The following is a 24,969-nucleotide window of genomic DNA, read 5'->3' as shown; positions in this document are numbered from 1 at the left end:
GCCGGTGCGGGAACCGGGCGGACGGCTGCGGCCGCCGCGGTTCCCCGCCGGAAGTGGGCCTCGCTCAGGCGGGGCACCATCGAGACGCATGTTAGGAAATTATCAATGGCAATGAGTGTTGGCTCCGACGGCGGTGATGATACCCCGATGTCCGACATCAACACGACGCCGCTCGTCGACGTCATGCTGGTGTTGCTCATCATCTTCCTCATCGCGGTCCCGGTCGTCGTTCAGACGGTTCAGCTGCAGCTCCCCAAGGTCGCGTTCGAGCCGACGACGACGAAACCGGAAAATGTTTCCCTGTCGATCACGACAGGCTCGGACGGTAGCTGTGCGGTCTATTGGAACCTGACCCGCGTGTCCTCGAACGAGCTGCTCGACCGTGCGGTCGCGAAGCTTGAAGCGGACATCAAGAAGGCTGGCGGTGTTGAAAATCTGACGCCCGAGGATCTGCCCGAAGTGCATATCCGCGGCGACATCAACACGCCTTATCGGTGCATCGGCGGGACCATCTATACGATGCAGCGCGCCGGTTTCCCGAAGGTCGGCTTCATCTCCGAGCCCGAACCGGGTTCGCAGACGCGGCGGCTTTAAGTTCCACTTGTTTGTTGACGCATTTTCGAGGCCCATGTCCGCCCGTCGGCCGTTCCTCGAAAATGCTCTAGGAGTATCGCCATGGCAATGAGTGCCGGAAAAGACGATGGCGAACCGATGATGGAAATGAACACGACGCCGTTGATCGACGTCATGCTCGTTCTCCTCATCATGTTCATCATCACCATCCCGATCCAAACCCATGCGGTGAAGATCGACCTGCCGCAGAATGCGCCGCCGACCGATAGCGTGATCGACCCTGTGAAAAACAAGGTCGCGATTGATGCTGGTGGCGTGATTACCTGGAATGGATCTGGCATCGATTTGCTGACGCTGCGTCAGTATCTGCAGCAGTCGCTGCGCTTGCCCGTCGAGCCTGAGCTGCAGTTCCAGCCGAACGCGCAGACCCGCTATGTCGTCGTCGACCAGGTGTTGGCGGAGATCAAGCGTGCCGGCGTGACGAAGCTCGGCTTCGTCGGCAACGAGCAATACGGCAATTTCTAACTCGGCATGGCGGACTTGGTTGGTGCACAAGCCGAAAAGTTCGCCCGCCGATAACGAGCGCTGAGCAAGCGTTGGAGCATCGGACTCAGGGCCTTCGCTCCAGGGACGGAATACGCCGCCGCCGTCTGGCCGGGAATGTATGACTTCCCGTTTCCGGGTTGGCGGGGCGACGCGAACGTCCTCTCGCACCTTGTTCGACCTTGTAGGGGGGCTGCTGCGGCGGCCCCTTATTTTATGGGTGCCAGTGAGCGCCTTAATGCTTTTTTCACTCTGTTCGCCGATGATGCGCCGATCATCACGGCATCGGATCATGCGCGCGAAATTTCAGATCGACCCGGTAAGGAATGACGGCCGCTTGGTGGAGCGCTGTGCCGCGCTGATCCCCGTCAAATTGCGGCGTCCGGGCGAGAACTGGTTCAAGAGCCAGATTTCCGATATTTCGATCACGGGCTTCCGGCTCCAGAGCTTCATGAAGCTCAACATGCATGACGAGCTTTGGATCATGCTCCCCGGCTTTGAGGGGCGGCGCGTGCGGGTGATGTGGACGCGCGGCCATGAATCGGGCTGCATCTTCGAGCGGCCGCTTCATCCCGCGATCCTGGATCACATCCTTAAAATCTGCGCCTGACCGAGCTCGGCGCGAGACGCTTGTGCGTCAGGCGGTGGCCACATCCTGAAATTGCAGGCTGGCTAGCCGGGCATAAAGCCCCTTCTGGGCCATGAGCCCAGCATGATCGCCCTGTTCCACCAGCCGGCCTTCATCAAGCACGATGATCCGATCGGCTGCGCGCACGGTCGCCAGCCGATGGGCGATGACGATCGTCGTCCGCCCGTTCATCAGGCGGCCCAGCGCCTCCTGAACCAGCCGCTCCGACTCGGCGTCCAGTGCTGATGTGGCCTCGTCCAGCAGCAGGATCGGTGCATCGCGCAGCAGGGCGCGGGCAATCGACAGGCGCTGCCGCTGCCCGCCGGAAAGCCGGGTGCCGCCCTCGCCAAGATAGCTGTCGAGCCCCTGCGGCAGGGCTCGCAGGAAGCTCTCCGCATTGGCGGCGCGCGCCGCCGCCCAGATCTGCTCATCCGTTGCGTCCCACCGGCCGTAGCGCAGATTGTCTCGCGCCGACGCTGCGAAGATCACGCTGTCCTGCGGGACCATCGCCATCATCGCACGGACCGCGGCGGGATCGGCACCGGTCAGGGGCACGCCATTCAGCCGGATGGCCCCGCTGTCCGGATCGTAGAAGCGCAGGGCTAACTGGATCAGCGTGGATTTGCCCGCGCCCGATGGCCCCACAATGGCCACCGTCTCGCCTGGAGCAATGTCCAGAGTGACGCCATGGAGCGCCGCTTGATCCGGCCTTGTGGGATAATGGAAATGAACGTCATCGAACTGCAGGCGGGCACCGTCGCTGCCTCGCGGGATCGGAGCCGGCATCTCTGGCGTCAGGATCTGCGGCGCTGCGCTCATCAGTTCATGCAGCCGGCCTGCCGCACCCGCTCCGCGCAGCAGGTCGCCCCAGGTTTCAGAGAGGGCGCCAAAGGCCCCCGCGACGAGGCCACCGGTCAGCACGAAAGCCGCGATGCTGCCACCTGACAGACGGCCCGCCGCGACGTCGAGCGCTCCTTGCCACATCACCGCCGTGATCGATCCGAACACCAGACCGATGACCAGCGCCGTCATGATGGCGCGCAGTCGAATGCGGCGGCGCGCGGTGGCGAAGCCTTCATCCACCGCCGCATCGAACCGCGCCGCCTCCCGCGCTTCCTGACCGAAGGCCTGCACGATCTTCATGGCGCCCAGCGTTTCGGCGGTGACGCTGCCGACCTCGGCGAGACGGTCCTGGCTCGCGCGCGACAGTTTGCGCACCCGCCGCCCCAGAGAGATCATCACGACCAGAATGAAGGGAATGCCGAGCAGCAGCATCGCCGCCAGCTTGGGCGCGAGGGCGAAAAGATAGATGAGGCCGCCAGCGCCCGTCACCAGGTTGCGCAGAGCGACGGAGACGGTCGATCCCACCACCTGGTCGATGATCGCGGTGTCGGCGGTCATGCGCGAGGCGATTTCGGAAGGGCGGTTCTCTTCGAAGAAACGAGGCTCCTGCCGCAGCAGATTGGCCTGCGTGGCGGAGCGGATATCGGCGACCACACGCTCGCCGAGCCAGGACACGAAGTAGAAGCGCGCTGCCGAGGCCAGCGCCAGGATGACGACGATCAGCAGCAGATATTCGAACCAGCGGCTGATATCGCCCCCGCCCATGAAGCCCCGGTCGATAACCAGTCGGAAGCCGCTGGGGATGGCGAGCGTCGCCGCCGACGATATGAGCAGCGCCAGCAGCGCGCCGGCTATGTGGCCCGGATAGCGGCTGGCGAAGCGCCAGATCATCGACAGGCTGCCGAGCGGCGGGCGCGCGTCGCGGCGCGGCGATGATGGTGCGACTTCCTCCATGCGCGCGCGCTTAGCAGGCGGCCTTCAAAGCCTCAACGCCGATCAGCGACGTGAGCCTTCAACTCGATGGTGCGATCTCGGCGGCCAGCGCCATGATCCGGCGCGCACTGGCGCGGCCGGTCAGGGCATAGGCCATGTCACCTGCCTCCCAATAAGCGATCACATCGTCCGCGCGGCGGGCCAGCAGCGGACGGGCCTCCGCCGGCGTTTCAGCGCGGTCGGCGAAGAAGGAAAGCTTCTCGCCGCGCGGCGTGCTGATCGACACGGCCACCGCCGGACTATCGGGCGTGGGATAGAGCTGGACGTCATCGATTTTCCACGATGCGGGAATCGGCGGCAGGATGATGCCGGTCGACCGCTGTATCTCCTGAGTATTGAGCGTGGCGCTTTCCACCTGGGATGCCATCGCCTGGCGCAGCAGGCCGGTGCGATGCGAGGCAGCGGCTTCGTCGAGGAAGGTGCTGGCCTGCACCGGCTGCGGAAACTCGCCCAGAGTCCCGCGCGCGATCCAGCCCGTGCCGACCAGCGCCGCCAACGCAGCCGCTCGGCCGAGATGGCGCCACGTCCGTCCGTTCTCATTGTCGTTGGCGACCGGCACGCTCGTGTCGCGCCGACGGCCGACCAGCGTACCCTTGGTTCCGTCATGCTTCAGCCGGAAGTCGATATGCGGCCAGCGCTTGCGCCACCGGCGGGCGACAATCCGCTCGCCGGGCCGTGCGGCGTCGTCCAGCAGCACCACGCCCTTGGGCGACAGCCGGGCGAACAGGCTGTCGGCCGCGCCCCGCACGAGCGGGTGGACCGCCCATGGGGGGCCGTCGATGATGATGAGGTCGATGCTCTCCGGCAGAGCCTCCACCGCATACCAGCGGCCCGGCCAGTCATCGCTCTCTGCGGTCAGGGGCGCGTGGCGCAGATCGGCATGGAGGCCATGATCCTTCAGCCAACTGCGCGTCGCATCCACAAAGCCCCCATGCTGATCGTAGCTGACGAGCCGGCCGCCGCCGTGCAGCGCAAGCGCGCGTGCCGCGATCAGGGTCGAGGCGCCCGCGCCCAGCTCCACCACATTGGCGGGCCGGAGCCGCGCGATCTCGCGCACGATATGGCGCAGGAAGCCGACATCCGCCTTCCAGCTGCCAAGATGCGGAAGCGCGTCATGGGGCAGGCCGAGTTCGTCCAGCAGCGCGCGCTTGTCGGCCTTGCGCCCGCCCGACAGGCTGGCCAGCAGCCACGGCCAGGTGATCGCACCGAAACCGATGCGCCATCCCCAATCCTCCATGCTGTCGGACAGGCGGCGCTGTGCCGCCGAAGCGTCGCGGTCGGCCAAAGGCAGCAAGCCGGTCAATTCACGAGAAGTCACGAGTGCGCCTATCCTTTATGTCGAGGTCTGCTTAGGTCTATGGGGCGATTACGTCGTTTCGCATAGAGCAGCGTCTGTCCTCGTCAAATTTCAGCAATAGGAACGCCGATGACCCGCATAATTTCCGCGACCGTTGAGCGATGGCCAGTGGCGGGCGCCTTCATCATCAGTCGGGGCGCGAAGACGTCGGTGGACGTGGTGGTCTGCACCGTGGGCGATGGAGAGCATGTCGGCCGGGGCGAAGGGACGGCCATTTATTATGAGGGCGAAACGGCGGAAGGCTGCGCCGAGGCGATCAACGGCTATGGAGGGCCGCTGGACCGCGAGGCGCTGCTGGAAACGATGCCGCGCGGCGCGGCGCGCAACGCGCTCGACTGCGCGCTATGGGACCTGGAGGCGAAGCGGGCGGGCGTGCCGGTGTGGCAACTGGCCGGACTTGCCGAACCGGCGCCGCTGCCGACCGCCTTCACCATCAGCCTCAACGACCCCGCCCGGATGGAAGCCGATGCGCGCGCCGCCGCCGCTCGCGGCTTTGGCCTGCTCAAATGCAAGCTGACGGGGGAGGGCGATCGCGCCCGTATCGCCGCCGTGCGGGCCGGCGCGCCGGGCGTGCGGCTGATCGTCGATGCGAATGAGAGCTGGCATGAGCTGGATATCGCGGCGGAGGCGCAGGCGCTGGCTGAACTGGGCGTCGAGATGGTCGAGCAGCCGGTCTTTCATGGGCATGAGGAGCGGCTGGCGGGCGGGCGGTCGCCGCTGCCGCTCTGCGCCGACGAAAGCTGCCACACCCGCGCCGATCTCGACCGTCTGGGGGCTTTCGACGCGGTGAATATCAAGCTCGACAAGGCGGGCGGCCTTACCGAAGCGCTCGCTCTTGCCCGAGAGGCGCGCGCGATGGGCTTCCGGCTGATGGTCGGCTGCATGTTGGGCACGTCGCTCGGCATCGCGCCGGCTGCGCTGGTGGCGCAGGGGGCGGACTGGATCGATCTGGACGGGGCGCTGCTGCTGGCCAAGGATCGGGAGGGCGCACTGGTCATGCAGGAGGGCTTGCTCCATCCCGGCACGCTGTGGGGAAGCGGTCAGTAGCCGAGCGTCAGGCCGACCGCGTAATATTTCGGGCCGACATTGGCCTTCGCCCGGAGCTTCGGGATCAGCGGCATCGCCACCGTGGCGTAGGGACGCGTATAGTCGCCGCTGAACCGCACACCAGCGCCGATCGTCGCGAAGGCGGGCAGGGAGAATGTGCCCTCGACCCGCCCATAAAGCTTGGTGTCGCCGTCGCGCAGGTAGAGGCCGGCGCCGGGAGTCAGGCTGAAGCCGCCAATGTCCAGCGCATAGCCGGCACCGATCTCCGTTCCCCAATGGCCATCCGCGCGGCCGTAGTTAAGCTCGGCGCCAAGCCCTTCGGCCTGTGCGGCGGGAGCAAGGAGGGCGAGCGCGAAGGCGGAGGCTGCGGCCAGTTTGTTCAGCATTGTCATCGTCATGGCGCCGGCGTGATCCGTGCCCTTGAGACAGGCAAGCTGCGCGGGATGAGTTGAGTCGGATTTACGACCGGACGATCAGCCTCGCCCTACTCCCTCTCATCCACCCGGACGACCGGCTGAACCTCCGGATAGGGCATGATCGTGCGACCGTCGGGCGCAGCGGTAAAGCTGGTCTGGGTCGGATAGGCGAACTCCACCCCCTCGGCATTGAACCGCTTCCAGATCGCCAGTCCCACCTTGTGGCGCGACAGGAAATAATCATGGGTGTCAGGATCCGGCACGTCGAAATTCAGCTGATAGTCCAGCGAACTGGCGCCGAAGCTCACGAGCCCCGCATTGACGAAGATATGGCCTTCCGCCTCTACAATCTCCCGCAGCATTTGCGGAATGGCGTCCGCCTTCTCCTCGGGCGTCTGGTAGATGATGCCGATGGCGAAGGTGACGCGGCGCTGGGCCAGCGTCTGGAGGCTGGTGATCTCCTTCTGCAGCAGGTTCGCGTTGGAGATGACCTTCTTCTCGCCGCTCATGGCGCGTAGGTGCGTGCTCTTGAGGCCGATGCGCTCGACCCGCGCGGTGGTCTGGTCATAGGTGATGACCTCCCCCCGGCGGAACGGCTTGTCGAAGATGATCGAGAGGGCGGCGAACAGATCGGAGAATATGCCCTGCGCGGCCAGGCCGATCGCGATGCCGCCGATGCCGAGGCCGGCGACGAGGCCGGTGACGTTGACGCCGAGATTGTCGAGGACGACGATCAGCGCGATGGCGAACAGGGCGAAGGTGACCAGCACCCGGATGAGGCCCATCGCGTTGGCAAGCGTGTCGCTATGCCCATCCTCGATCGTGGTGCGGCGCTCGACCAGGCCCAGGATGATCTCCCGCGCCCAGATCGCGCATTGGAACACCGCCGCGATGGTGAAGAGGAAGGCGACGGTCTTCAGCACCGTCTGCGGCGGGCTGGCATAGCTGACGACCAGCCGGGCGGCGACCATGCCCATGAAGAAATGGTTGGTGCGCGCCACCGCGCGGCCGACAACCATGGTGAAGCCCACCCGGTCGGACGGTTTGCGGCAAAGGCGCTTGCCCAAGCCCTTCAGCCCCGCGAGGAGCGAATAGATCAGGAGGCCGGCGCCGATGGCGATCAATATCTGGAGATAGTGAACCGAAAACCAGTGGGCGGTCGAATGCCACATTTCCTGCAGATTGGGCGGGCGGACCGCGATGTCGGGAAGGGCGGGGTCGTTCTTTGCAGCCATGAACATCCTTGCGAAATGGCGCGGACGTCAGGCCGCCAGCGAGAGGGCAGGGGCGCTGCCCTCTTCCAGAAAGGCGATTAGTCCGCGTTCGTAACGGGAGAGATAGCGCGTCGAGCGCGGCAGGCGAAGCCCTGCGCGCCATTCATCCTGCCCTTCGCGACAAAGTTCTATCAGCGCGGGATGAATGTAGCTTTTGCGGCTTATCGCGGGCGTGTTGCCGAGCGCTTCGGCTACGGGAGCGATCATCTGCTTGAGCGTCACCGGCCCGTTCGCCAACGCCTCATAGGCGATGGTCGATGCGCCCCATGTGCGGAAATGCTTGGCGGTGAAGTCGCCCTTCATCGCCTCGGAAATATAGGCGTTGACGTCGTTGGAGGTGATCGGCCGCGCCATGCCCTCCTCATCCACATATTGAAACAGGTGCTGGCCCGGCAGGTCCTGCACCGCGCGAACGAAGCGCATCAACCGCTTGTCGGTGATCGTCAGGTCATGCTCCTTGCCCGACTTCGCGCGGAAGCGCAGCCGCAGCGCCTTGCCGCTGAGATCGACATGGCGGCGGCGCAATGTCGTCGCGCCGAAGCTCTTGTTCGCGGCCGCATATTGCTCATTGCCCACGCGCACCTTGGCAAGGTCGAGCAGGCGGACCACGGCGGCCAGCGTCTTGTCCTTGCGGAGGCCGCGCTTCGACAGGTCCGCCTCGATCCGCGCGCGCAATTTGGGCAGCGCCCTCCCGAAAGCGGGACAGCCGGCATATTTCTCCGCCTCCCGCGCGGCGCGGAAATCGAGATGATAGCGGTATTGCTTGCGGCCTTTGTCGTCATAGCCGGTCGCCTGAATATGGCCGTAGCGGTCGGGGCAGAACCAGCAGTCGCGATAGGCGGGCGGCATGGCGATCGCGTTCAACCGGTCGATCTCCTCCCGGTCCGTGATTCGCGCGCCGCTCGCATCGAAATAGGCCCATCCTCTTTTCAATGCGCGCCGGGTGATGCCGGGCATGCTGTCATTGGCGTGGACGATGGTGGGCTCTGGCATGGGGTCCTTCTCGTTCCCCTCAAACCCGCCTTTCCCCGCTTCGTTCCGCAAAGGCAGGTGGCGCACCCCGCTGAACGGAGGTTCCCTTACACAGGATAAGGGGGCGAGCGCTTTATACCCGGTCTGCCTGCACCACCGTATCGAGCCCCCGCAGCGCCGAGAGGATGCGGTTCAGATGCTGCGCGTCGGCCACTTCCAGGTCGATGATGTCGGTGTGGAACGGCCCTTCGCGATTGACCAGTTGCAGGTTGAGGATGTTCGCCTTGGTCGCGCCAAAGACATTGGTGACGGCAGCGAGGGCACCGGGCTGGTTCTTGACGATGACCTGAAGCCTCGCCGTCCCGCCCTTCGACTTGCTGTCCCAGCTGAGGTCGACCCAGTCGTCATCCTGCCCCGCTTCAAGCGAACGGCAATCGATCGTGTGCACCTCGATCGGCTCGCCGGTGCGGCGCACGCCGACGATGCGGTCGCCCGGAACGGGGTGGCAGCAATCGCCCAGCTTATAGGCGATGCCGGGCGTCAGGCCCCGGATCGAGACGGGGGCATGCTGGCGCGGATGGGCTTCCTCCATCCCTTGCGCACTGGTGGAACCGGGAACGAGCGCCTCCATCACCTCCGAATCGAGCAGTCGATGCGTGGCGATCGCCACCATCAGCGAGCCGCGGTCCTCCAGCTTCAGGCGCTTGAGCGCGGCCTTCAGCGCCTTGTCGCCCAGTTCGCTCGCCAGTTCGGGGGAAAAGCGGCCGATAATTTCTTCGTAGAGCTTCTCGCCCAGCGCGACTTCCTCGCCTCGCTGTTTCTGCCGGATATAGCGGCGGATGGCCGCGCGCGCCTTGCCGGTGATGGCGAAGGTCAGCCAGCCAGGCTGCGGCTCCTGACCTTCCGACTTCAGAATCTCGACCTGGTCGCCATTTTCGAGGCTCGTGCGCAGCGGCACGACACGGCCGTTGACCTTGGCCCCCACCGTCTGATTGCCGAGCGAGGTATGGACGGCATAGGCGAAATCGACCGGTGTGGATCCCTTGGGCAGCTGGTGCAGCTCGCCCTTGGGGGAGAAGGCGAAGATGCGGTCCTGATACATCGCCATGCGGGTATGTTCGAGCAGTTCGTCCGCGTCCTGGCTCTGTTCCAGGATTTCGACGAGATCGCGCAGCCAGGCGGCATGATGGTCGCCGGCATCGCCCTTCTGCTTATAGGCCCAGTGCGCGGCGAGGCCGAGTTCGGCGTCATGATGCATGTCGCGGCTGCGAATCTGCACCTCGATGCGGGCATTGTCCTGATGGATGACAGTGGTGTGGAGCGAGCGGTAGCCGTTGCGCTTGGGGGTGGAGATATAATCTTTGAAGCGGCCCGGCACCATCTTGTAGGTCTGGTGGATGACGCCGAGCGCGCGGTAGCAATCCTCCGTCGTCTCGGTGATGACGCGGAAGGCCATGACGTCGGTCAGCTGCTCGAAGCTGATGTGGCGTTCCTGCATCTTCTTCCAGATGGAATAGGGGTGCTTTTCCCGGCCCGATACCGTGACTGGCAGTCCCTTGCCGCCCAGCAGCAGCTGCAGTTCCGCGCCGATCCGGTCGACCTTGTCATGGCCGCCTTCCTTCAGCTGTTCGAGGCGCTTGGTGATGCTGTCATAGGCCTCCGGCTCCAGTTCGCGGAAGGACAGCAGCTGCATCTCGCGCATGAAGTCGTACATGCCGATCCGCTCGGCGAGCGGGGCGTAGATATCCATCGTCTCGCGCGCGATGCGGCGGCGCTTCTGCTCATTCTTGATGAAGTGCAGCGTGCGCATATTGTGCAGGCGGTCGGCGAGCTTCACCAGCAGCACGCGGATGTCGTCCGACATGGCGAGCAGGAATTTGCGCAGATTCTCGGCGGCCCGCTCATTTTCGGACATGGCCTCGATCTTCGAGAGCTTGGTCACGCCATCGACCATCCGGGCAACATCCTTGCCGAAGGCGCCCTCTATCTCGTCATAGGTGACGAGCGTATCCTCGATCGTGTCGTGCAGCAGGGCGGTGACGATGGTCTGGTCGTCGAGGTTGAAGTCGGTCAATATGCCTGCGACTTCGATGGGATGGCTGAAATAAGGGTCGCCGCTGGCGCGCTTTTGCGAACCATGTTTCTGGACGGAGAAGACATAGGCGCGGTTGATCATCGCCTCGTCCGCATCCGGATCGTAGCGCTTCACTCTTTCGACAAGTTCATATTGACGTAGCATCGTGAACCCGATTGTCCGGGAAGCATCTTGCTGTGCAACAAAAAAATCCCATTTTAGGGCAATAGCGCAGCGCTTTTGCAACGCGATCGGCTTTGAGCTATCAGTTAGACACGATGAAACACACTCTGGGGCAGGATCTGGGTCAATGCGCGCTTCCGAGCGCGCTTGAGATAATGGGCGAGCGCTGGTCGTTCCTCATCCTGCGCGGTGCGCTGCTGGGTATCCGCCATTTCGAGGAATTCCAGTCCACCCTGGGCATCGCCCGAAACATACTCGCCAACCGTCTCGCGCGGCTGGTGGAAAACGGCATATTGGTGCGTCAGCCGATGCAGTGCGACCGGCGAAAGGTCGAATATCGCTTGACCGAGAAGGGAAAGGAACTCGCCCCCGTCATGATCGCGCTGCGGCAATGGGGCGAAAGATGGGGCTGTGCGCCGCTTTCCTGCCAGGTCGTCGCCGATAGACGCGACGGCATGCCGATCCGTCGCATCGGCATCCAGGCGCATGACGGCCGCACGCTGGAACTGGAGGACCTGGTCTGGCTGTGTCCCGACGAGGTGGGAAGCGCGGCCGTCGAACCGGCGCAGCAGCAGGCGGCGGTCGCCTGACCGGGCAGCTTCCCCGCGCTGACGGCTTCACCGCCGCGGCAAAATCGCCTAGCTTGCCGTTAATGTCGGTCCATCGTTTTCAGCCCCAGCCCTTTTTCGCGGACAAGAACCGCGCCTTCTGGAACCTCCAGTCTGTGGGGTGGGCGGGTGCCTTCCTGCTGCGCGGCTCCTCCACCATCGCCAATGGGCAGCCGCTTTCCAGCCTGATCCCGGTGATGATCTCCACCGTGTCGGGCTATTCGGTGACGCTGCTGATCGCGGTCGTCTTCCGGTTCCTGCAAAGGCAGCGGCCGATCATCACCTGGGGGGCGTCCATCGTGACCGTGGTAATCGCGGCCGTGCTGGTGGCGTCGATCGACGCCTGGGTCTTTTCCACCCAGAACCGGGACAGCGACACGGCGGGCTTGCAGCTGTTCCTCGGTGCTTTCTATCTCAGCACCACGCTGCTCGGCGCATGGTCGGCGCTCTATTATGCGATCAACTTCTATCTGACGGTCGAGGAACAGGCCGACCAGCTGCTCCGCCTGGAAAATCAGGCGTCGAGCGCGCAGCTGGCGATGCTCCGCTATCAGCTCAACCCGCACTTCCTGTTCAATACGCTGAACTCCATCTCGACGCTGGTGCTGCTGAAGCAGACCGATCGGGCGAACGCGATGCTCTCGCGCCTCTCCTCCTTCCTGCGCTACACGCTGATTAATGAGCCGACCGCGCAGGTGACGATCGAGCAGGAGGTGGAGACGCTCAAACTCTATCTTGAGATCGAAAAGATGCGGTTCGAGGATCGGCTGCGCCCGGTTTTCAACATCGACCCGGCCGTTGCCCATTCACGCCTGCCCTCGCTTCTGCTCCAGCCGTTGGTCGAAAATGCGATCAAATATGCGGTGACGCCCAAGGAAGAAGGCGCGGAAATCTCGATCACGGCGCAGCCTGCCGGTGAAAATGTCCGGATCGTCGTATCCGATACGGGTCCGGGATTGAATGAGGGGTTCACCCGCCCGAACACTCTCGTGAGCGAGGGGACGGGCGTTGGTCTGGCGAATATCCGTGACAGGCTGATTCAGGCCTTCGGGGAACGACAGAGCTTCGAGACGCGTTCCACGCCAGGCGGCTTTTCGGTCCAGATCGAAATGCCGCTTAACCTGGATGAACCATCGAGAGTGGCCGCATGACCATCAGAACAATCCTCGTCGACGACGAAAGCCTGGCTATTCAAGGCCTGAAGCTGCGTCTGGAAGCGCATGAGGATGTCGAAATCGTAGAAACCTGTTCCAACGGCCGCGAAGCGATCCGCGCCATCAAGACGCATAAACCCGACCTTGTGTTCCTCGACATTCAAATGCCCGGGTTCGATGGCTTTTCCGTCGTCCAGGGTTTGATGGAGGTCGAACCGCCGCTGTTCATCTTCTGCACTGCCTACAGCGACCATGCGATCCGTGCCTTCGAGGCGCAGGCGGTCGATTATCTCATGAAGCCGGTGGATGAGGGCCGGCTCGCCGACGCGCTCGACCGCGTGCGGCAGCGCCTGTCTGAAAAGCGGCAGGTGCAGGAAGCCGAGAAGCTGCGCGAAGTGCTGGCCGAGGTCGCGCCGGATGCGATGAACGACTTTGCCGGAGGCGATGGCGACGCGCCTGCCGCCAACCGCTTCGAAAAGCTCATCAACATCAAGGATCGCGGCCAGATTTTCCGCGTCGACGTCGATTCGATCGAGCGGATCGACGCGGCGGGCGACTATATGTGCATCTACACCGCGGACAATTCGCTGATCCTGCGCGAGACGATGAAGGATCTGGAAAAGCGGCTCGACCCGCGCAATTTCCAGCGCGTGCATCGCTCGACCATCGTGAACTTGAGCCAGGTCCGGCAAGTGAAGCCGCATACGAACGGGGAATGTTTCCTCGTGCTGGAATCCGGCGCGCAGGTGAAGGTCAGCCGCTCCTACCGCGACGTGGTGGCGCGCTTCGTTCATTAAGCTGAAAACGTGCTCCTGCCTGTGGAGGAACACCGGGCGCTTACCGAAACACCCATTGCCGGTTGAGCCCGAACACCACGGCGGGCGTCACGAATATCATGGCCGGGATGGGCGACCATTCCGGCCATTTCATGTGGGTGACGCACAGCCACACCCAGAGCGCGTTGAGCGCATAGCTGACCAGCGACACGGCAATGAAGCGGACGCCGCGCGCCGCCTGATTGTCGCGGCTGCCATGGCCACGAAAGGTGAAGGCACTGTGGCTGACATAGCCGATCATAACCGCAGCCAGATAACCGACGCCGTTGGCGAGCTGAGGGTGCAGCCCGACTGGCGCAGCCAGCGTCCAGTAGATCGCCGCCTGGCACGCGGTCACGAACAGCCCCGTCACGCCATAACGGAAGATCTGCCAGAAGAGCGCCCGCCTCTCAGCCGTCAGCAATTGGTGGATTTTCATGTCGCCCCGTTGCGCTTTGGTGCCGAGCGTCTAATCGACGCGCCATGATCTTGCAAAGCTGGCCTGCCTTGCGCACCCGTGCCGCCGCCCTCCTCGCGGTTGCTTCCCGTTATGCCGAGGAGCATTGGAAGTGGCTGACGATCCTTTTGTGGATCGCGATCGCGGCCGGTTGCCTCATCTCCCGCTGGGCGCAAGTCCATTGGCTGATGCTGGCCGACACGGATGACAATATCCGTTTCCTGCAGGTGAAGGACTGGCTGGCGGGGCAGGGCTGGTATGATCTGAGGCAATATCGGCTCGACCCTCCCGCCGGGTTCAATATCCACTGGTCGCGGCTGGTCGACCTGCCGCTCGCCGGGCTGATGCTGTTCTTCCGCGCCTTTGTCGATCAGGGGATGGCCGATCGGCTGGCCTGCGCGATCGCGCCGATGCTGCCGATGTTGCCGCTGATGCTGGGGCTGGGCTTCATCACCCGGCGGCTGGCTGGCGGGAACAGCTGGGTCTTGGGCACGCTGCTGCCCTTCGCGGCGCAGATGGGGATCGGCATGTTCATGCCGATGCGGATCGACCATCATGGCTGGCAACTGGCCTTCACCGTGCTGATGCTGGCTGGCGTGGTGGACCGCAACTGGTTTCGCGGCGGGGTCATGGCAGGCGTCAGCAGCGCGCTGTCGATCGCGATCGGCATGGAGATGATCGTCTATCTCGCCGCAGGCGGCGCGCTGATCGCGCTGCGCTGGGTGTTCAAGGAGGGGGCGGGGCGGCGGATGCTGCCCTATGCGCTCAGCCTTGGCGGCGCGACGTCCGTCCTGTTCGTCCTTTTCGCCAGCAACGCCAACCGCCAGATGGTGTGCGACGCGATTTCCCCCATCTGGGTGGCGATCTTCGCGGCGGCGTCGGCCGGCATGGTGCTGTTGGCGCTGCTGCCGCTCAAGAGCTGGCCAGCGCGTCTGGGGGCAGGGGTGCTTGTCGGTGCTGCCGTCGCCGCCTTCGCCTGGGTGAACTGGCCGCAATGCCTGACCGGCGCCTACCAGATCTCGCCGGAGCTTGAGCGGCTATGGCTCGCCAATATCCGCGAGGCCAAGCCCATCACCGTGCAGGCGCGCAGCCTTTACGTGCCGCTGATGGCGATCCCGCTCGCGGGGCTGATAGGCCTTCTCTGGGCCCTGTGGGAAGCGCGGCGGGACAGCGAACGGCTATGGGCGTGGGCCACCGTGGGTCTGATGATGCTCTTTTCTACCGCGCTGCTTTTCTGGCAGTTGCGGGCGGGTCCAGCCGCACAGCTGCTCGCGATCCCGCCCGCAGCCTGGGCCGGCTACCGCCTGCTTTGCGCGATCGGGCGCGGCAAGCCGCTGGTGCGGGGCGTCGCCATCGTCGGCGCGGCGCTGCTGGCGGTCATTGCGTTCGCGACGCCGCTCTACCCCCAGATCAACGGCTTGTGGATGCAGCTTGCCGGCGAGCTTCCCCAGCCCCAGCGGCCCGGCGCCAAGGCGCGCAAGGATGCGATCAACCGCGCCAACAGCCGCTGCCGTACCCTGCCGTCGCTTGAGGTGCTGAACCAGCTGCCGCCCGCCACGATCTTCACCATGGTCGATCTGGGACCGCGGCTGATCGTCGCCACGCATCACAGTGCGGTCGCTGGCCCCTATCACCGCAATGGCGCCACCATCCTCGACATGCATCATGCCTTTGACGGCCCGCCCGAGGCTTTCCGGCCGATCGCGGCGCGGCATCATGCGAACTATCTGCTGATCTGCCCCGGCTTTCCGGAGGGCACCATTTATCAGGCGCGCAGCCCCCAGGGTTTCTACGCTGGCATGATCCGGGGCGAGGTGCCGGCATGGCTGCATCCCGTCACGCTGAAAACGGGTCTGACGCTGCCTTATTCGCTCTATCGCATCGACTATTCAGCGCCGGCTGGCGAAAAAGCCGCGCAGCAGCGCTGAAGCTTCGGCCTCTGCCAGCCCGCCATAGACTTCCGGGCGGTGCAGGCATTGCGGCTGGCTGAAGAGGCGGGGCCCCTGTTCCAGCGCGCCGCCCTTGGGGTCGGACACGGCATAATAAAGCCGGGCGATGCGTGCATGCGATATGAGGCCTGCGCACATCGGGCAGGGTTCCAAGGTGACCCAGAGGTCGCAGCCGGTCAGGCGAAAGTCGCCCAGCAGCGTTGCGGCGGCGCGGATCGCGACCATCTCCGCATGCGCGCTCGGATCATTGTCCCGCCGATTGCGATTCTCGCCTTCACCGATGATCCGCCCGTCCAGCGTTACCACGGCCCCGATCGGCACCTCGCCGGCCTGCTCTGCGGCTCGGGCGAGTTCCAGCGCGCGGCGCATGGGGTCGGGCAAGGGAAAGGGCGAAGACATCGCTTCGCCCTTACAGGAAAGCCGGTGTCGGGGGAAAGGATCAGGGCTTTTTCACGTCCACCGTCGGCAGTTCGACTGTTTCGTTGCGCGAACCGACCTCTACTTTCGCGACGCTCGCCTCATATTTGGGCAGGGTGCCGCCCTGCACCGCGATCTTGGGCAGACGGGCCTCCTGCGTCTGCTGCAACTGGATGAAGCCGGTGACGATGCCGCCCGCCAGCACCAGCAATATGATCAGCAACAAACCTCCAATGAGTCGCATTTCAGCCTCCTGTGCGATAAGGGACCGAACGCGCAGAGCTTGCAAAGGGTTGCGGCTGCGGAACGGGAGCGGGTTGACGCCTGCCGGGAATCCCGTTATCGGCGCGGCTTTCCGAACGAACCCGAATTACAAGGTTGATTGACTATGTCGCGCATTTGCGAGCTGACCGGCAAGGGCCGCCAGGTGGGTCACAATGTTTCCCACGCCAATAACAAGACCAAGCGCGTGTTCCTGCCCAACCTGCAGAACGTGTCGCTGATCTCTGAAGCGCTGGAAACCACGGTGAAGCTGCGCGTTTCGACCCATGGTCTGCGTTCGGTCGAGCATAATGGCGGCTTGGACAACTGGCTGCTGAAGACCAACGACGAGAAGCTGTCGCTCAAGGCGCGCCGTCTGAAGCGCGACATCGTGAAGAAGAAGGCTGCCGCGGCGGCCTGATTCGCATCGATTCGTTTCGGCATGAGGAGCGGCCTGGCGACAGGCCGCTTTTTTGCGTTCGCTACTATAGGCCCAGCGCGAACTTCAGCAGTAGCGTGCGCTGAAAAAATTCGTGATTGTCGTCCGAGGCCATCCAGACGACTGGCCGTCCCTGTTCCCGCGTGACCGCCAGCCCTTCGAAATTGTCCGCCTGGAGCGGCGGCGCTAGCCGGGCCAAGGTCCGTGCTTCCAGCCGGTCGTTGGCTCGCGGATGTTCGGGCAGCTCGATGATGGCAAGGGTCGCGGTGAACAACTCCTGCAAGGTCAGGCGCCGGTTGAGGACGAGCACATGCCGCTGGTCGAGCGCCACCGCATCGGTCGGCCGGTAGCCGCGCGGCGGGACATAGCGTAGATGCATGGGGGCCGGCGTTCCACGCTCCGTCGGGTCGCCGTCGAACAGCAGCGCGTCATGGCTGCCGTCCTCCGTCATGCCCATCTCCGCCAGCGCCAGAAAACGCCCATCGGGCAGACGTGCCAGCGCCTCCACAGAGCCGGTGAGCGGCCAGGCCTCGATCTCCGGCCAGACGCGGCATGCTTCAACCCGTGCGAAGCTGTTTGAATAGCGGCAAATCATCTGCTGCAACTCAAAGCCAACCCAATAGCGGTCGCTGACCGGGTCATAGGCCATCGCTTCTGAATCCCACGCCCACCAGGGCTTCTCCTTGTCCTGTGGGCGGATCGGCAGCGGCGCGATGAACGGATGACGGCTCGGCTGGCCTTTTCCTACATGAAATCCCATCAGCGTCCCGGAATCGCTGAGCGCCAATATCTGGCCGTTGCTGGCGGCGAGCAGGGATGAAATGCCGCCAAAGCCGCGATGACTGCTGCTGAGCTGCCAACCGTCGAGATATGTCAGCTGCCCTACGCGCGACAGCTTCGGGTCGGCGGAACTGAGCGGAAGCCGCGTCGCTGTCACCAGCAGCGGCCCGGGGCCGAATAGTTCGGGTTTGGTCTTGTGGGGCGCCGGCAACAGCAGGATCGCGAGCAGCAGGACGATCAGGATTCGACGCATCGCCTTCTGCCATAAGCGATTATTCGCGCCGGGCCAGCAGAGAAGCGCTTGCCCGGCGGTCTTTCGAACCCCATCTTGCAACCGCTCCCGCCAGTGGAGAGTGGTCCATAGGTCGTTTTCTAGCTGAACGGTCGCTGACATGCCCATTCAGCCTCGGCTCAATGCGAATCAGGCAAAAAGGGCTCAATCGATAACAGGCCTACCTCAGAGGACCCGGTCTGGATCGCCACGATTTTGAGGAGCAACGCCATGAAGACCAAATTTCTGATCAACCTGGGGGCGGCGCTGGCAATGGGTGCTGCTTCACTGGCTGCCACTGCGACGCCGGCCATGGCCCGCGACGGCTGGGGCCGCCATTATGAGCGCGGCGATTATTACCGCGGCGGCGACCGCTACTATGGCGGCTATCGTGACGGCTACTATCGCGACCGCGGCTATTATCGGGATCGCGGCTATCGCGGCTATCGTGGATATCGCGGCGGTTACCGCTGCCGGGATAACGGCACGGGCGGCACGATCATCGGCGCGATCGCCGGCGGCCTGCTCGGTAACGAAGTCGGCAAGGGCAGCGGCCGCTACGGGCGTCGCGGTGATGGCACTACCGGCGCTATCATCGGCGCGGGCGTTGGTGCGCTGGCCGGCCGGGCGATCGATCGCGATTGCTGAGCCGTCTCGGCGGTTGAATACGGGAGAAGGGCCGTCCCATGGGCGGCCCTTTTTCGTTGCCCTGCGGATAGGATCTGCAACGACTGCGCCTCACAAAAGGTCAGCGCGCAAAAGAAAGGGGCCGCTCCGTCACCGGCGCGGCCCCATCCACATTCCCGAGAAGGGAATTACATCGCGTTCGCAGCGGCGTTGCTTGCAACGTTCGACGCGTTCTCAGCAGCGTTACCGGCATTGTCAGCGGCGTTGACGGCAGCGTTCATGGCGTTGTCGGCAGCGTTCGAAGCATTCTCGGCTGCATTGGCCGAAGCGTTGGCGGCGTTGTCGGCATGACCCGAGCAAGCGGCCAGGCCGAGCGACGCGGCGAGAACGAACGAAAGAGCAATCGACTTGGTCATGGGCAAACCCCTCTCAGAGAATAAAAAAACATGCAGACCACTCTCGGAGAAACGTTCACCCCCCATTGCGTCCGCGCCCCGATTCGTAATGCTTCGGGCGACTCATGGCAATCCCATTCCTTTTCCGCCTTGGTAGCATGGGCAAGCGGCCGGACGCACAAGAGCATCGTTGACGCATATAAAGATTTCTTTATATGAGGCGTCATGAGCGCTGCACTCGACATTTTCCGGGCCTTGGGCGACCCGACACGGCTGCGCATCATCTATCTGCTGCGGGCGATGGAATTGGCGGTGGGCGAGATCGCACAGGTCGTGGGGCAAAGTCAGCCGCGCGTCTCCCGCCACGTCCGGATCCTGGCCGAAGCTGATCTGGTCGAGCGGCGGAAGGAGGGCAATTGGGTCTTTCTGCGATTGGGAAAGAAGGCGGAAATCCTGCCTTTCTGGGCCCTTTTCGATCAGCTTGTCCCTTCCGAAAGCGAGGATTTATGGCAAAAGGCCGATCTTGCCCGTCTGGCCGCCGTACGCGCTGATCGGGCGGAGGCGGCAGAAAGCTATTTCGCTGAACATGCCGAGGAGTGGGATGCCATCCGTTCGCTCCATGTGCCCGAGCGGGAGGTGGAGGGCGCGATGACGGCGCTGCTGGGTGCGGAGCCGATCGGCCATCTGCTGGATATCGGGACGGGTACCGGCCGGATGATCGAACTGTTCGGGCCCTCGGCGGAGCAGGTGACGGCGCTTGACCGCAGTCCCGACATGCTTCGCCTCGCTCGCGCCAAGCTGCCAGAGGATGCCGGCGACAAATATGCGCTGGTGCTGGGCGACTTTGGTGCTTTGCCGCTGGAGCGAGGCAGCGTCGACACGGTGGTGCTGCATCAGGTTTTGCACTATGCGCAGGCGCCCGAGGCCGTGATCGTCGAAGCGGCGCGCGTCACCACGGCGGGCGGGCGCGTGTTGATCGCTGATTTCGCGGCGCATGAACGGGAAGAACTGAGGCTGCGCGACCAGCATGCGCGGCTCGGTTTTTCCGATGATCAGATCGAAAGCTGGTTCGCTGCGGCGGGCCTGGAACTGGAGCGGGTGGAGTTGCTGCCCGGACAGGAACTGACGGTGCAATTATGGCTGGGACGCCGCCGGGGTGCGCGCGTGCTGCGACAAGAGGAACGACTTTCCGCATGACACTTTCCTTTTCCTCCGTCGAAGAGGCCCGGCGCGCTCTGGATGCGCCGCTCTATGCCGACCTGGCGGGCGACCTGAACGTCAGCTTCGAATTCTTCCCGCCCAAGACGGAGAAGATGGAGGAGCAGCTCTGGTCCGCGATCCAGACGCTGACGCCGCTGGCGCCCAAGTTCGTATCGGTGACTTATGGCGCGGGCGGATCGACGCGCGAGCGCACGCACAACACCGTGGCGCGCATCGCGAAGGAAACGCCGCTCGCGGCTGCCGCGCATCTGACCTGCGTGGCGGCGAGCAAGGGCGAGATTGACGAGGTGGTCGACGCCTATTGGGAAGCGGGCGTGCGCCACATTGTCGCGCTGCGCGGCGATCCGCCGGAAGCGGGATGCAAGTTCGAGCCGCATCCGGAAGGTTACAAGGGCGCGGCGGAACTGGTCGAAGGGCTGCGTAAGCGGCATCCGTTCGAGATTTCGGTCGCGGCCTATCCGGAGACGCATCCAGACGCTGTGAGCGCGCAGAGCGACATTGATAATCTGAAGCGCAAGCTGGACGCGGGCGCGACCCGGGCGATCACGCAATTCTTCTTCGAGCCCGACACTTTCTTCAGGTTCCGCGATACGGTGGCGGCGGCAGGGATCGATGCGGAGATCATTCCGGGCATCATGCCGGTCAGCAATTTCGCGGCGGTCCAGCGCATGTCGGCTATGTGCAACACCGACGTGCCGGGCTGGATGGGCAAGCTGTTCGAGGGGCTGGACGACCTGCCGGCCGCGCGGCAGCTGGTGTCCGCGACGCTGGCGGCGGAACTGTGCCGCAAGCTGTATGCCGGCGGCGTGCGCGACTTTCATTTCTATACGCTCAACCGGGCGGAGCTGAGCTATGCGATCTGCCACTTGCTGGGCTTGAGGCCCGCTCAATCGGAGAAGACAGCATGAGCGCCGAGGCACGTTTCCGCGCGGTTGCGGCGGAAAAGATCATGATTTTCGACGGCGGCTACGGCACGTCGATCCAGAAACATGGGCTGACCGAGGCGGATTATCGCGGGTCGCTCGATCTGGCGAAGGACCAGAAGGGCAATAACGACCTGCTGTGCCTGACGCGGCCGGACATCGTCGAAGCCATCCACGCCGCCTATCTCGACGCGGGCGCGGACATGATCGAGACGAACACCTTCTCATCCACCAAGATCGCCATGGCGGATTATGGCTGCGAGCATCTGGTGCGCGACATCAACATTGCGGCGGCGCATATTGCCCGGCGGGCGTGCGAAGCGGCGACGGCGAAGGACGGTCGCCCGCGTTTCGTGGCAGGGTCGATCGGCCCGACCAACAAGACGCTGTCGATCTCGCCTGACGTCAATGACCCAGCCTACCGCGAGGTCGATTATGATACGCTCAAGGCCGACTATCGCGAGCAGTGCGACGCGCTGATCGAGGGTGGGGTGGACTTCCTGCTGGTGGAAACCTGCTTCGACACGCTGAACGCCAAGGCGGCGGGCATGGCCGCGCGCGAGGCCGAGGCGGCGGCGGGGCGGCCGGTGCCGCTGATGCTGAGCTTCACGATTACGGACATGTCGGGGCGCAATCTGTCGGGGCATACGATCAACGCCTTCTGGTATTCGCTGCGGCATCTTAAACCCCTGACCATCGGGGTGAACTGCGCTTTCGGCGCGGATTTGCTTCGGCCCTATCTCTCCGAACTGGCGAAGAATGCCGATACGCTGATCCTTGCCTATCCCAATGCGGGGCTGCCCAATGAACTGGGGCAATATGATGAGTTGCCGGAGACGACCGCTTCGCTCATTCGCCAGTGGGTGGATGAGGGGCTGGTGAATATGGTCGGAGGCTGCTGCGGCACGACGCCTGCGCATATCGGCGCGGTGGCGAAGGCGCTGGCGGGGCATCGCCCACGGATCGTGCCGGAACTGCCGGTGGTGACGCGGTTGGCGGGGCTGGAGCCCATGCATATCGCGGCTTAGACTATTGCATCGTCATCCCCGCGAAGGCGGGGATCCATCTCGGGCGTGAAAGCCTGGACGCAAGGTTAGGGAGATGGATTCCCGCCTTCGCGGGAATGACGGAAGAGAAAAATGACCCAGACCTCCACCGCCACTTTTGTCAACATTGGTGAGCGCACCAACGTCACTGGATCGGCCAAGTTCAAGAAGCTGATCATGGCAGGCGACTATGCCGCCGCCATCGACATCGCCCGCGATCAGGTGGAGAATGGCGCGCAGATCGTCGACGTCAACATGGACGAAGGGCTGCTCGACGCCGTGGAGGCGATGACGACCTTTCTCAAGCTCATGACCTCCGAGCCCGACATCAGCCGCGTGCCGGTGATGATCGACAGTTCCAAATGGGAGGTGATCGAGGCGGGGCTGAAGTGCGTCAGCGGGAAGCCGGTCGTCAATTCGATCAGCATGAAGGAGGGCGAGGAGGCTTTCCTGCATCATGCCAGGCTGTGCATGGCCTATGGCGCGGCGGTGGTCGTCATGGCCTTCGACGAGACGGGGCAGGCGGACACCAAGGACCGCAAGGTCGAGATTTGCGAGCGCGCCTACAAGCTGCTGGTCGGCATCGGCTTTCCGCCTGAAGACATCATCTTCGATCCCAACATCTTCGCGGTGGCGACCGGAATCGAGGAACATAATAATTACGGCGTCGACTTCATCGAGGCATGTCGGGAGATCAAGGCGCGCTGCCCGCATGTCCATATTTCGGGCGGGCTTTCGAACTTCAGCTTCTCCTTCCGCGGCAATGAGCCGGTGCGGCGGGCAATGCATAGCGTGTTCCTCTACCACGCAATTCCGGCGGGACTCGACATGGCGATCGTCAATGCGGGGCAGCTCGACGTTTACGACGCCATCGATCCCGCGCTGCGCAAGGCATGCGAGGATGTCTTGCTGAACAGCGATCCCGAAGCGGGCGACCGCCTCGTCGCGCTGGCGGAGAGTTATAAAGGCAAGGATGCCGCATCCGAAAAGGCGGCGCAGGAATGGCGCGGCTGGCCCGTCGCCAAGCGGCTGGAACATGCGCTGGTCAAGGGCATCGACATGTATGTGGTCGAGGACACCGAGGAAGCCCGCCTCGCCGCCGAGAAGCCCATTCAGGTCATCGAAGGCCCGCTGATGGACGGCATGAATGTCGTGGGCGACCTGTTCGGCGCGGGCAAGATGTTCCTGCCGCAGGTCGTCAAATCCGCCCGCGTCATGAAGAAGGCGGTCGCGCATCTGCTGCCCTTCATCGAGGCCGCCAAGGAACCCGGCGCAAAGGGCAAGGGCAAGATCATCATGGCCACCGTCAAGGGCGACGTCCATGACATCGGCAAGAATATCGTCGGCGTCGTGCTCCAGTGCAACGGCTTCGAGGTCGTGGACATGGGCGTGATGGTGCCCTGGCAGGACATCATCAAGGCTGCGAACGATCATGATGCCGACATGATCGGCCTCAGTGGCCTCATCACCCCTTCGCTGGACGAGATGGTGACGGTGGCGGCCGAGATGCAGCGCGCCAGCATGACGATGCCGCTGCTGATCGGGGGGGCAACGACCTCCAAGGTGCATACCGCATTGCGCATCGATCCGGTGTTCGAAGGGCCGGTGGTGCATGTGCTGGACGCCAGCCGCGCGGTCGGCGTGGCGACGGCGCTGGTGTCGGAGACGCAAAAGACGGACTTCGTGCAGAAGACGAAGGACGATTATGCCCATGTCCGCGCAGCGCGCGAGGGCAAGGGCCAGAGCAAGCTGCTTTCCATTGAGGAAGCGCGCGCCAACGCCTTTGAGATCGATGAGAGCCTGAAGCCGGGCAGGCCGCGCCTTCCGGGGGTCCATCGCTTCCCGGATTGGGACTTGAGCGATCTGCGCCAATATATCGACTGGACGCCCTTCTTCCGTGCGTGGGAACTGGCGGGCAATTACCCCGCCATCCTTGAGGATGAGGTGGTCGGCGAAAGCGCGGCCAGCCTGTTCAAGGATGCGCAGGCGATGCTCGACCGTATCATCGACGAAAAGTGGCTGACCGCGCGCGGGGTAGCGGGGTTGTGGCCGTGCCGCCGGGAGGGCGACGACATCATCGTCCATGTTGAGGATGAAAAGCACGTCACCCTGCCGATGCTCCGCCAGCAGATCGCTAAGCGGGAAGGGCGGGCAAATATGTGCCTGGCCGACTTCATCAGCCACGATGGTGACTGGATGGGCGGCTTCGCTGTGTCACTCCATGGCATCGAGCCGCATCTGGCCCGGTTCAAGAATGCGATAGATGATTATTCGGATATCCTGTTGAAAGCACTGGCCGATCGTCTGGCGGAAGCCTTTGCCGAGCGGCTGCACCATTATGTGCGGACGGCGCTTTGGGGTTATGCCGAAGGCGAGCAGTTGACCAACGAAGCGCTGATCAGGGAGCAATATCGCGGCATCCGTCCCGCGCCGGGTTATCCGGCCTGCCCTGAGCATAGTCTGAAGCCGCTGCTGTTCGACATGCTCGACGCGCATCATGCGACCGGCATCACGCTGACGGAAAGCTTCGCGATGCTGCCGACGGCGGCGGTCAGCGGCTTCTATTTCGGGCACCCGCAGGCTGAATATTTCGGCGTGGCGCGCGTCGGGCGCGACCAGCTGGAGGATTATGCAGCGCGGCGCGGGGTGAACCTGGAGACGGCGGAGCGCTGGTTGCGGCCCAATCTGGATTGAATCAAGGCG

25 protein-coding genes are annotated in these 24,969 nt (G+C 63.9%); 14 read left to right on the top strand and 11 right to left on the bottom strand.

The window, feature by feature from the left end:
• The first annotated feature begins 105 nt into the window (after window positions 1-105).
• The 3 genes from L858_RS0104620 (at window position 106) to L858_RS0104610 (ending at window position 1,726) form a co-directional block, all read left to right on the top strand.
• A complete protein-coding gene (locus L858_RS0104620; protein WP_022681980.1) occupies window positions 106-594 on the top strand; it encodes an ExbD/TolR family protein in 489 nt (162 codons plus the stop codon).
• Between the two features lie 81 nt (window positions 595-675).
• The gene (locus L858_RS0104615; protein ID WP_022681979.1) at window positions 676-1,098 is read left to right on the top strand and encodes an ExbD/TolR family protein; all 423 of its coding nucleotides are present in this window, start codon (window positions 676-678) and stop codon (window positions 1,096-1,098) included.
• Window positions 1,099-1,408: 310 nt separating this feature from the next.
• Window positions 1,409-1,726: a PilZ domain-containing protein gene (locus tag L858_RS0104610; protein ID WP_022681978.1), complete on the top strand. Its 318-nt coding sequence runs from the start codon at window positions 1,409-1,411 to the stop codon at window positions 1,724-1,726.
• Window positions 1,727-1,753: 27 nt separating this feature from the next.
• On the opposite strand, the gene L858_RS0104605 is transcribed toward L858_RS0104610, so the two are convergent.
• Both L858_RS0104605 and L858_RS0104600 read right to left on the bottom strand, forming a co-directional pair.
• Window positions 1,754-3,541, bottom strand: a complete 1,788-nt coding sequence (locus L858_RS0104605; RefSeq protein ID WP_022681977.1) for an ABC transporter transmembrane domain-containing protein — start codon at window positions 3,539-3,541, stop codon at window positions 1,754-1,756.
• 58 nt (window positions 3,542-3,599) lie between these two features.
• Entirely contained in the window at window positions 3,600-4,898 is a 1,299-nt protein-coding gene (locus L858_RS0104600; protein WP_028055817.1) for a class I SAM-dependent methyltransferase, read from the bottom strand.
• A 108-nt stretch (window positions 4,899-5,006) separates the two neighbouring features.
• On the opposite strand from L858_RS0104600, the gene dgcA reads away from it, so the two are divergent.
• Entirely contained in the window at window positions 5,007-5,984 is a 978-nt protein-coding gene (gene dgcA, locus L858_RS0104595; protein WP_022681975.1) for an N-acetyl-D-Glu racemase DgcA, read from the top strand.
• Here the strand turns inward: dgcA and L858_RS0104590 are convergent.
• The 4 genes from L858_RS0104590 to L858_RS0104575 all read right to left on the bottom strand — a co-directional run bounded on the left by L858_RS0104590 (window position 5,978) and on the right by L858_RS0104575 (window position 10,885).
• The gene (locus L858_RS0104590; protein ID WP_028055816.1) at window positions 5,978-6,376 is read right to left on the bottom strand and encodes a hypothetical protein; all 399 of its coding nucleotides are present in this window, start codon (window positions 6,374-6,376) and stop codon (window positions 5,978-5,980) included. The genes dgcA and L858_RS0104590 overlap by 7 nt on opposite strands.
• A gap of 92 nt (window positions 6,377-6,468) precedes the next feature.
• Window positions 6,469-7,635 carry a mechanosensitive ion channel family protein gene (locus tag L858_RS0104585; protein WP_022681973.1) on the bottom strand — a complete coding sequence of 389 codons (1,167 nt, stop codon included), beginning with the start codon at window positions 7,633-7,635 and terminating at the stop codon, window positions 6,469-6,471.
• A 27-nt stretch (window positions 7,636-7,662) separates the two neighbouring features.
• Window positions 7,663-8,667 carry a DNA topoisomerase IB gene (locus L858_RS0104580; RefSeq protein ID WP_022681972.1) on the bottom strand — a complete coding sequence of 335 codons (1,005 nt, stop codon included), beginning with the start codon at window positions 8,665-8,667 and terminating at the stop codon, window positions 7,663-7,665.
• Window positions 8,668-8,779: 112 nt separating this feature from the next.
• Window positions 8,780-10,885, bottom strand: coding sequence for a RelA/SpoT family protein (locus L858_RS0104575; RefSeq protein WP_022681971.1), 2,106 nt, complete (start codon window positions 10,883-10,885; stop codon window positions 8,780-8,782).
• Window positions 10,886-10,998: 113 nt separating this feature from the next.
• Between L858_RS0104575 and L858_RS0104570 the strand changes: the two genes are divergently transcribed.
• The 3 genes from L858_RS0104570 to L858_RS0104560 all read left to right on the top strand — a co-directional run bounded on the left by L858_RS0104570 (window position 10,999) and on the right by L858_RS0104560 (window position 13,462).
• A complete protein-coding gene (locus L858_RS0104570; protein WP_028055815.1) occupies window positions 10,999-11,493 on the top strand; it encodes a winged helix-turn-helix transcriptional regulator in 495 nt (164 codons plus the stop codon).
• A 62-nt stretch (window positions 11,494-11,555) separates the two neighbouring features.
• A complete protein-coding gene (locus tag L858_RS0104565; RefSeq protein ID WP_022681969.1) occupies window positions 11,556-12,662 on the top strand; it encodes a sensor histidine kinase in 1,107 nt (368 codons plus the stop codon).
• A complete protein-coding gene (locus L858_RS0104560; RefSeq protein ID WP_022681968.1) occupies window positions 12,659-13,462 on the top strand; it encodes a LytR/AlgR family response regulator transcription factor in 804 nt (267 codons plus the stop codon). Before L858_RS0104565 ends, L858_RS0104560 begins: the two co-directional genes overlap by 4 nt.
• A gap of 40 nt (window positions 13,463-13,502) precedes the next feature.
• Here L858_RS0104560 and L858_RS0104555 read toward each other — a convergent pair whose 3' ends face one another.
• On the bottom strand, window positions 13,503-13,919 hold the full coding sequence (locus L858_RS0104555) for a GtrA family protein (protein WP_028055814.1): 417 nt from the start codon (window positions 13,917-13,919) through the stop codon (window positions 13,503-13,505).
• A 44-nt stretch (window positions 13,920-13,963) separates the two neighbouring features.
• Here L858_RS0104555 and L858_RS0104550 point away from each other — a divergent pair, with 44 nt between their 5' ends.
• Complete coding sequence (locus L858_RS0104550) at window positions 13,964-15,865, top strand: hypothetical protein (RefSeq protein WP_022681966.1); 1,902 nt, start codon at window positions 13,964-13,966, stop codon at window positions 15,863-15,865.
• Here the strand turns inward: L858_RS0104550 and L858_RS0104545 are convergent.
• Both L858_RS0104545 and L858_RS0104540 read right to left on the bottom strand, forming a co-directional pair.
• On the bottom strand, window positions 15,827-16,285 hold the full coding sequence (locus L858_RS0104545) for a nucleoside deaminase (protein WP_022681965.1): 459 nt from the start codon (window positions 16,283-16,285) through the stop codon (window positions 15,827-15,829). The genes L858_RS0104550 and L858_RS0104545 overlap by 39 nt on opposite strands.
• 40 nt (window positions 16,286-16,325) lie before the next feature.
• Window positions 16,326-16,547: a hypothetical protein gene (locus tag L858_RS0104540; RefSeq protein WP_022681964.1), complete on the bottom strand. Its 222-nt coding sequence runs from the start codon at window positions 16,545-16,547 to the stop codon at window positions 16,326-16,328.
• A gap of 144 nt (window positions 16,548-16,691) precedes the next feature.
• On the opposite strand from L858_RS0104540, the gene rpmB reads away from it, so the two are divergent.
• Entirely contained in the window at window positions 16,692-16,985 is a 294-nt protein-coding gene (gene rpmB, locus L858_RS0104535; RefSeq protein WP_022681963.1) for a 50S ribosomal protein L28, read from the top strand.
• Between the two features lie 64 nt (window positions 16,986-17,049).
• Here the strand turns inward: rpmB and L858_RS0104530 are convergent, their stop codons facing one another.
• Window positions 17,050-18,036, bottom strand: a complete 987-nt coding sequence (locus L858_RS0104530) for an esterase-like activity of phytase family protein (protein WP_022681962.1) — start codon at window positions 18,034-18,036, stop codon at window positions 17,050-17,052.
• A 249-nt stretch (window positions 18,037-18,285) separates the two neighbouring features.
• Between L858_RS0104530 and L858_RS0104525 the strand changes: the two genes are divergently transcribed.
• Window positions 18,286-18,702, top strand: coding sequence for a glycine zipper 2TM domain-containing protein (locus tag L858_RS0104525; RefSeq protein WP_022681961.1), 417 nt, complete (start codon window positions 18,286-18,288; stop codon window positions 18,700-18,702).
• A gap of 167 nt (window positions 18,703-18,869) precedes the next feature.
• On the opposite strand, the gene L858_RS0104520 is transcribed toward L858_RS0104525, so the two are convergent.
• Window positions 18,870-19,097 carry a hypothetical protein gene (locus L858_RS0104520; protein WP_022681960.1) on the bottom strand — a complete coding sequence of 76 codons (228 nt, stop codon included), beginning with the start codon at window positions 19,095-19,097 and terminating at the stop codon, window positions 18,870-18,872.
• Window positions 19,098-19,301: 204 nt separating this feature from the next.
• Between L858_RS0104520 and L858_RS0104515 the strand changes: the two genes are divergently transcribed.
• The 4 genes from L858_RS0104515 to metH all read left to right on the top strand — a co-directional run bounded on the left by L858_RS0104515 (window position 19,302) and on the right by metH (window position 24,960).
• Entirely contained in the window at window positions 19,302-20,273 is a 972-nt protein-coding gene (locus tag L858_RS0104515) for an ArsR/SmtB family transcription factor (RefSeq protein WP_022681959.1), read from the top strand.
• Window positions 20,270-21,205 carry a methylenetetrahydrofolate reductase gene (gene metF / locus L858_RS0104510; protein ID WP_022681958.1) on the top strand — a complete coding sequence of 312 codons (936 nt, stop codon included), beginning with the start codon at window positions 20,270-20,272 and terminating at the stop codon, window positions 21,203-21,205. Before L858_RS0104515 ends, metF begins: the two co-directional genes overlap by 4 nt.
• Entirely contained in the window at window positions 21,202-22,248 is a 1,047-nt protein-coding gene (locus tag L858_RS0104505; protein ID WP_022681957.1) for a homocysteine S-methyltransferase family protein, read from the top strand. Before metF ends, L858_RS0104505 begins: the two co-directional genes overlap by 4 nt.
• Window positions 22,249-22,359: 111 nt before the next feature.
• Window positions 22,360-24,960, top strand: a complete 2,601-nt coding sequence (gene metH, locus L858_RS0104500; RefSeq protein WP_022681956.1) for a methionine synthase — start codon at window positions 22,360-22,362, stop codon at window positions 24,958-24,960.
• Window positions 24,961-24,969 lie beyond the last annotated feature (9 nt).

Source organism: Sphingobium bisphenolivorans (assembly GCF_000412635.1).
Taxonomy (GTDB): Bacteria; Pseudomonadota; Alphaproteobacteria; order Sphingomonadales; family Sphingomonadaceae; genus Sphingobium; species Sphingobium bisphenolivorans.
This window is presented reverse-complemented; position numbering and strand designations above follow the sequence as displayed.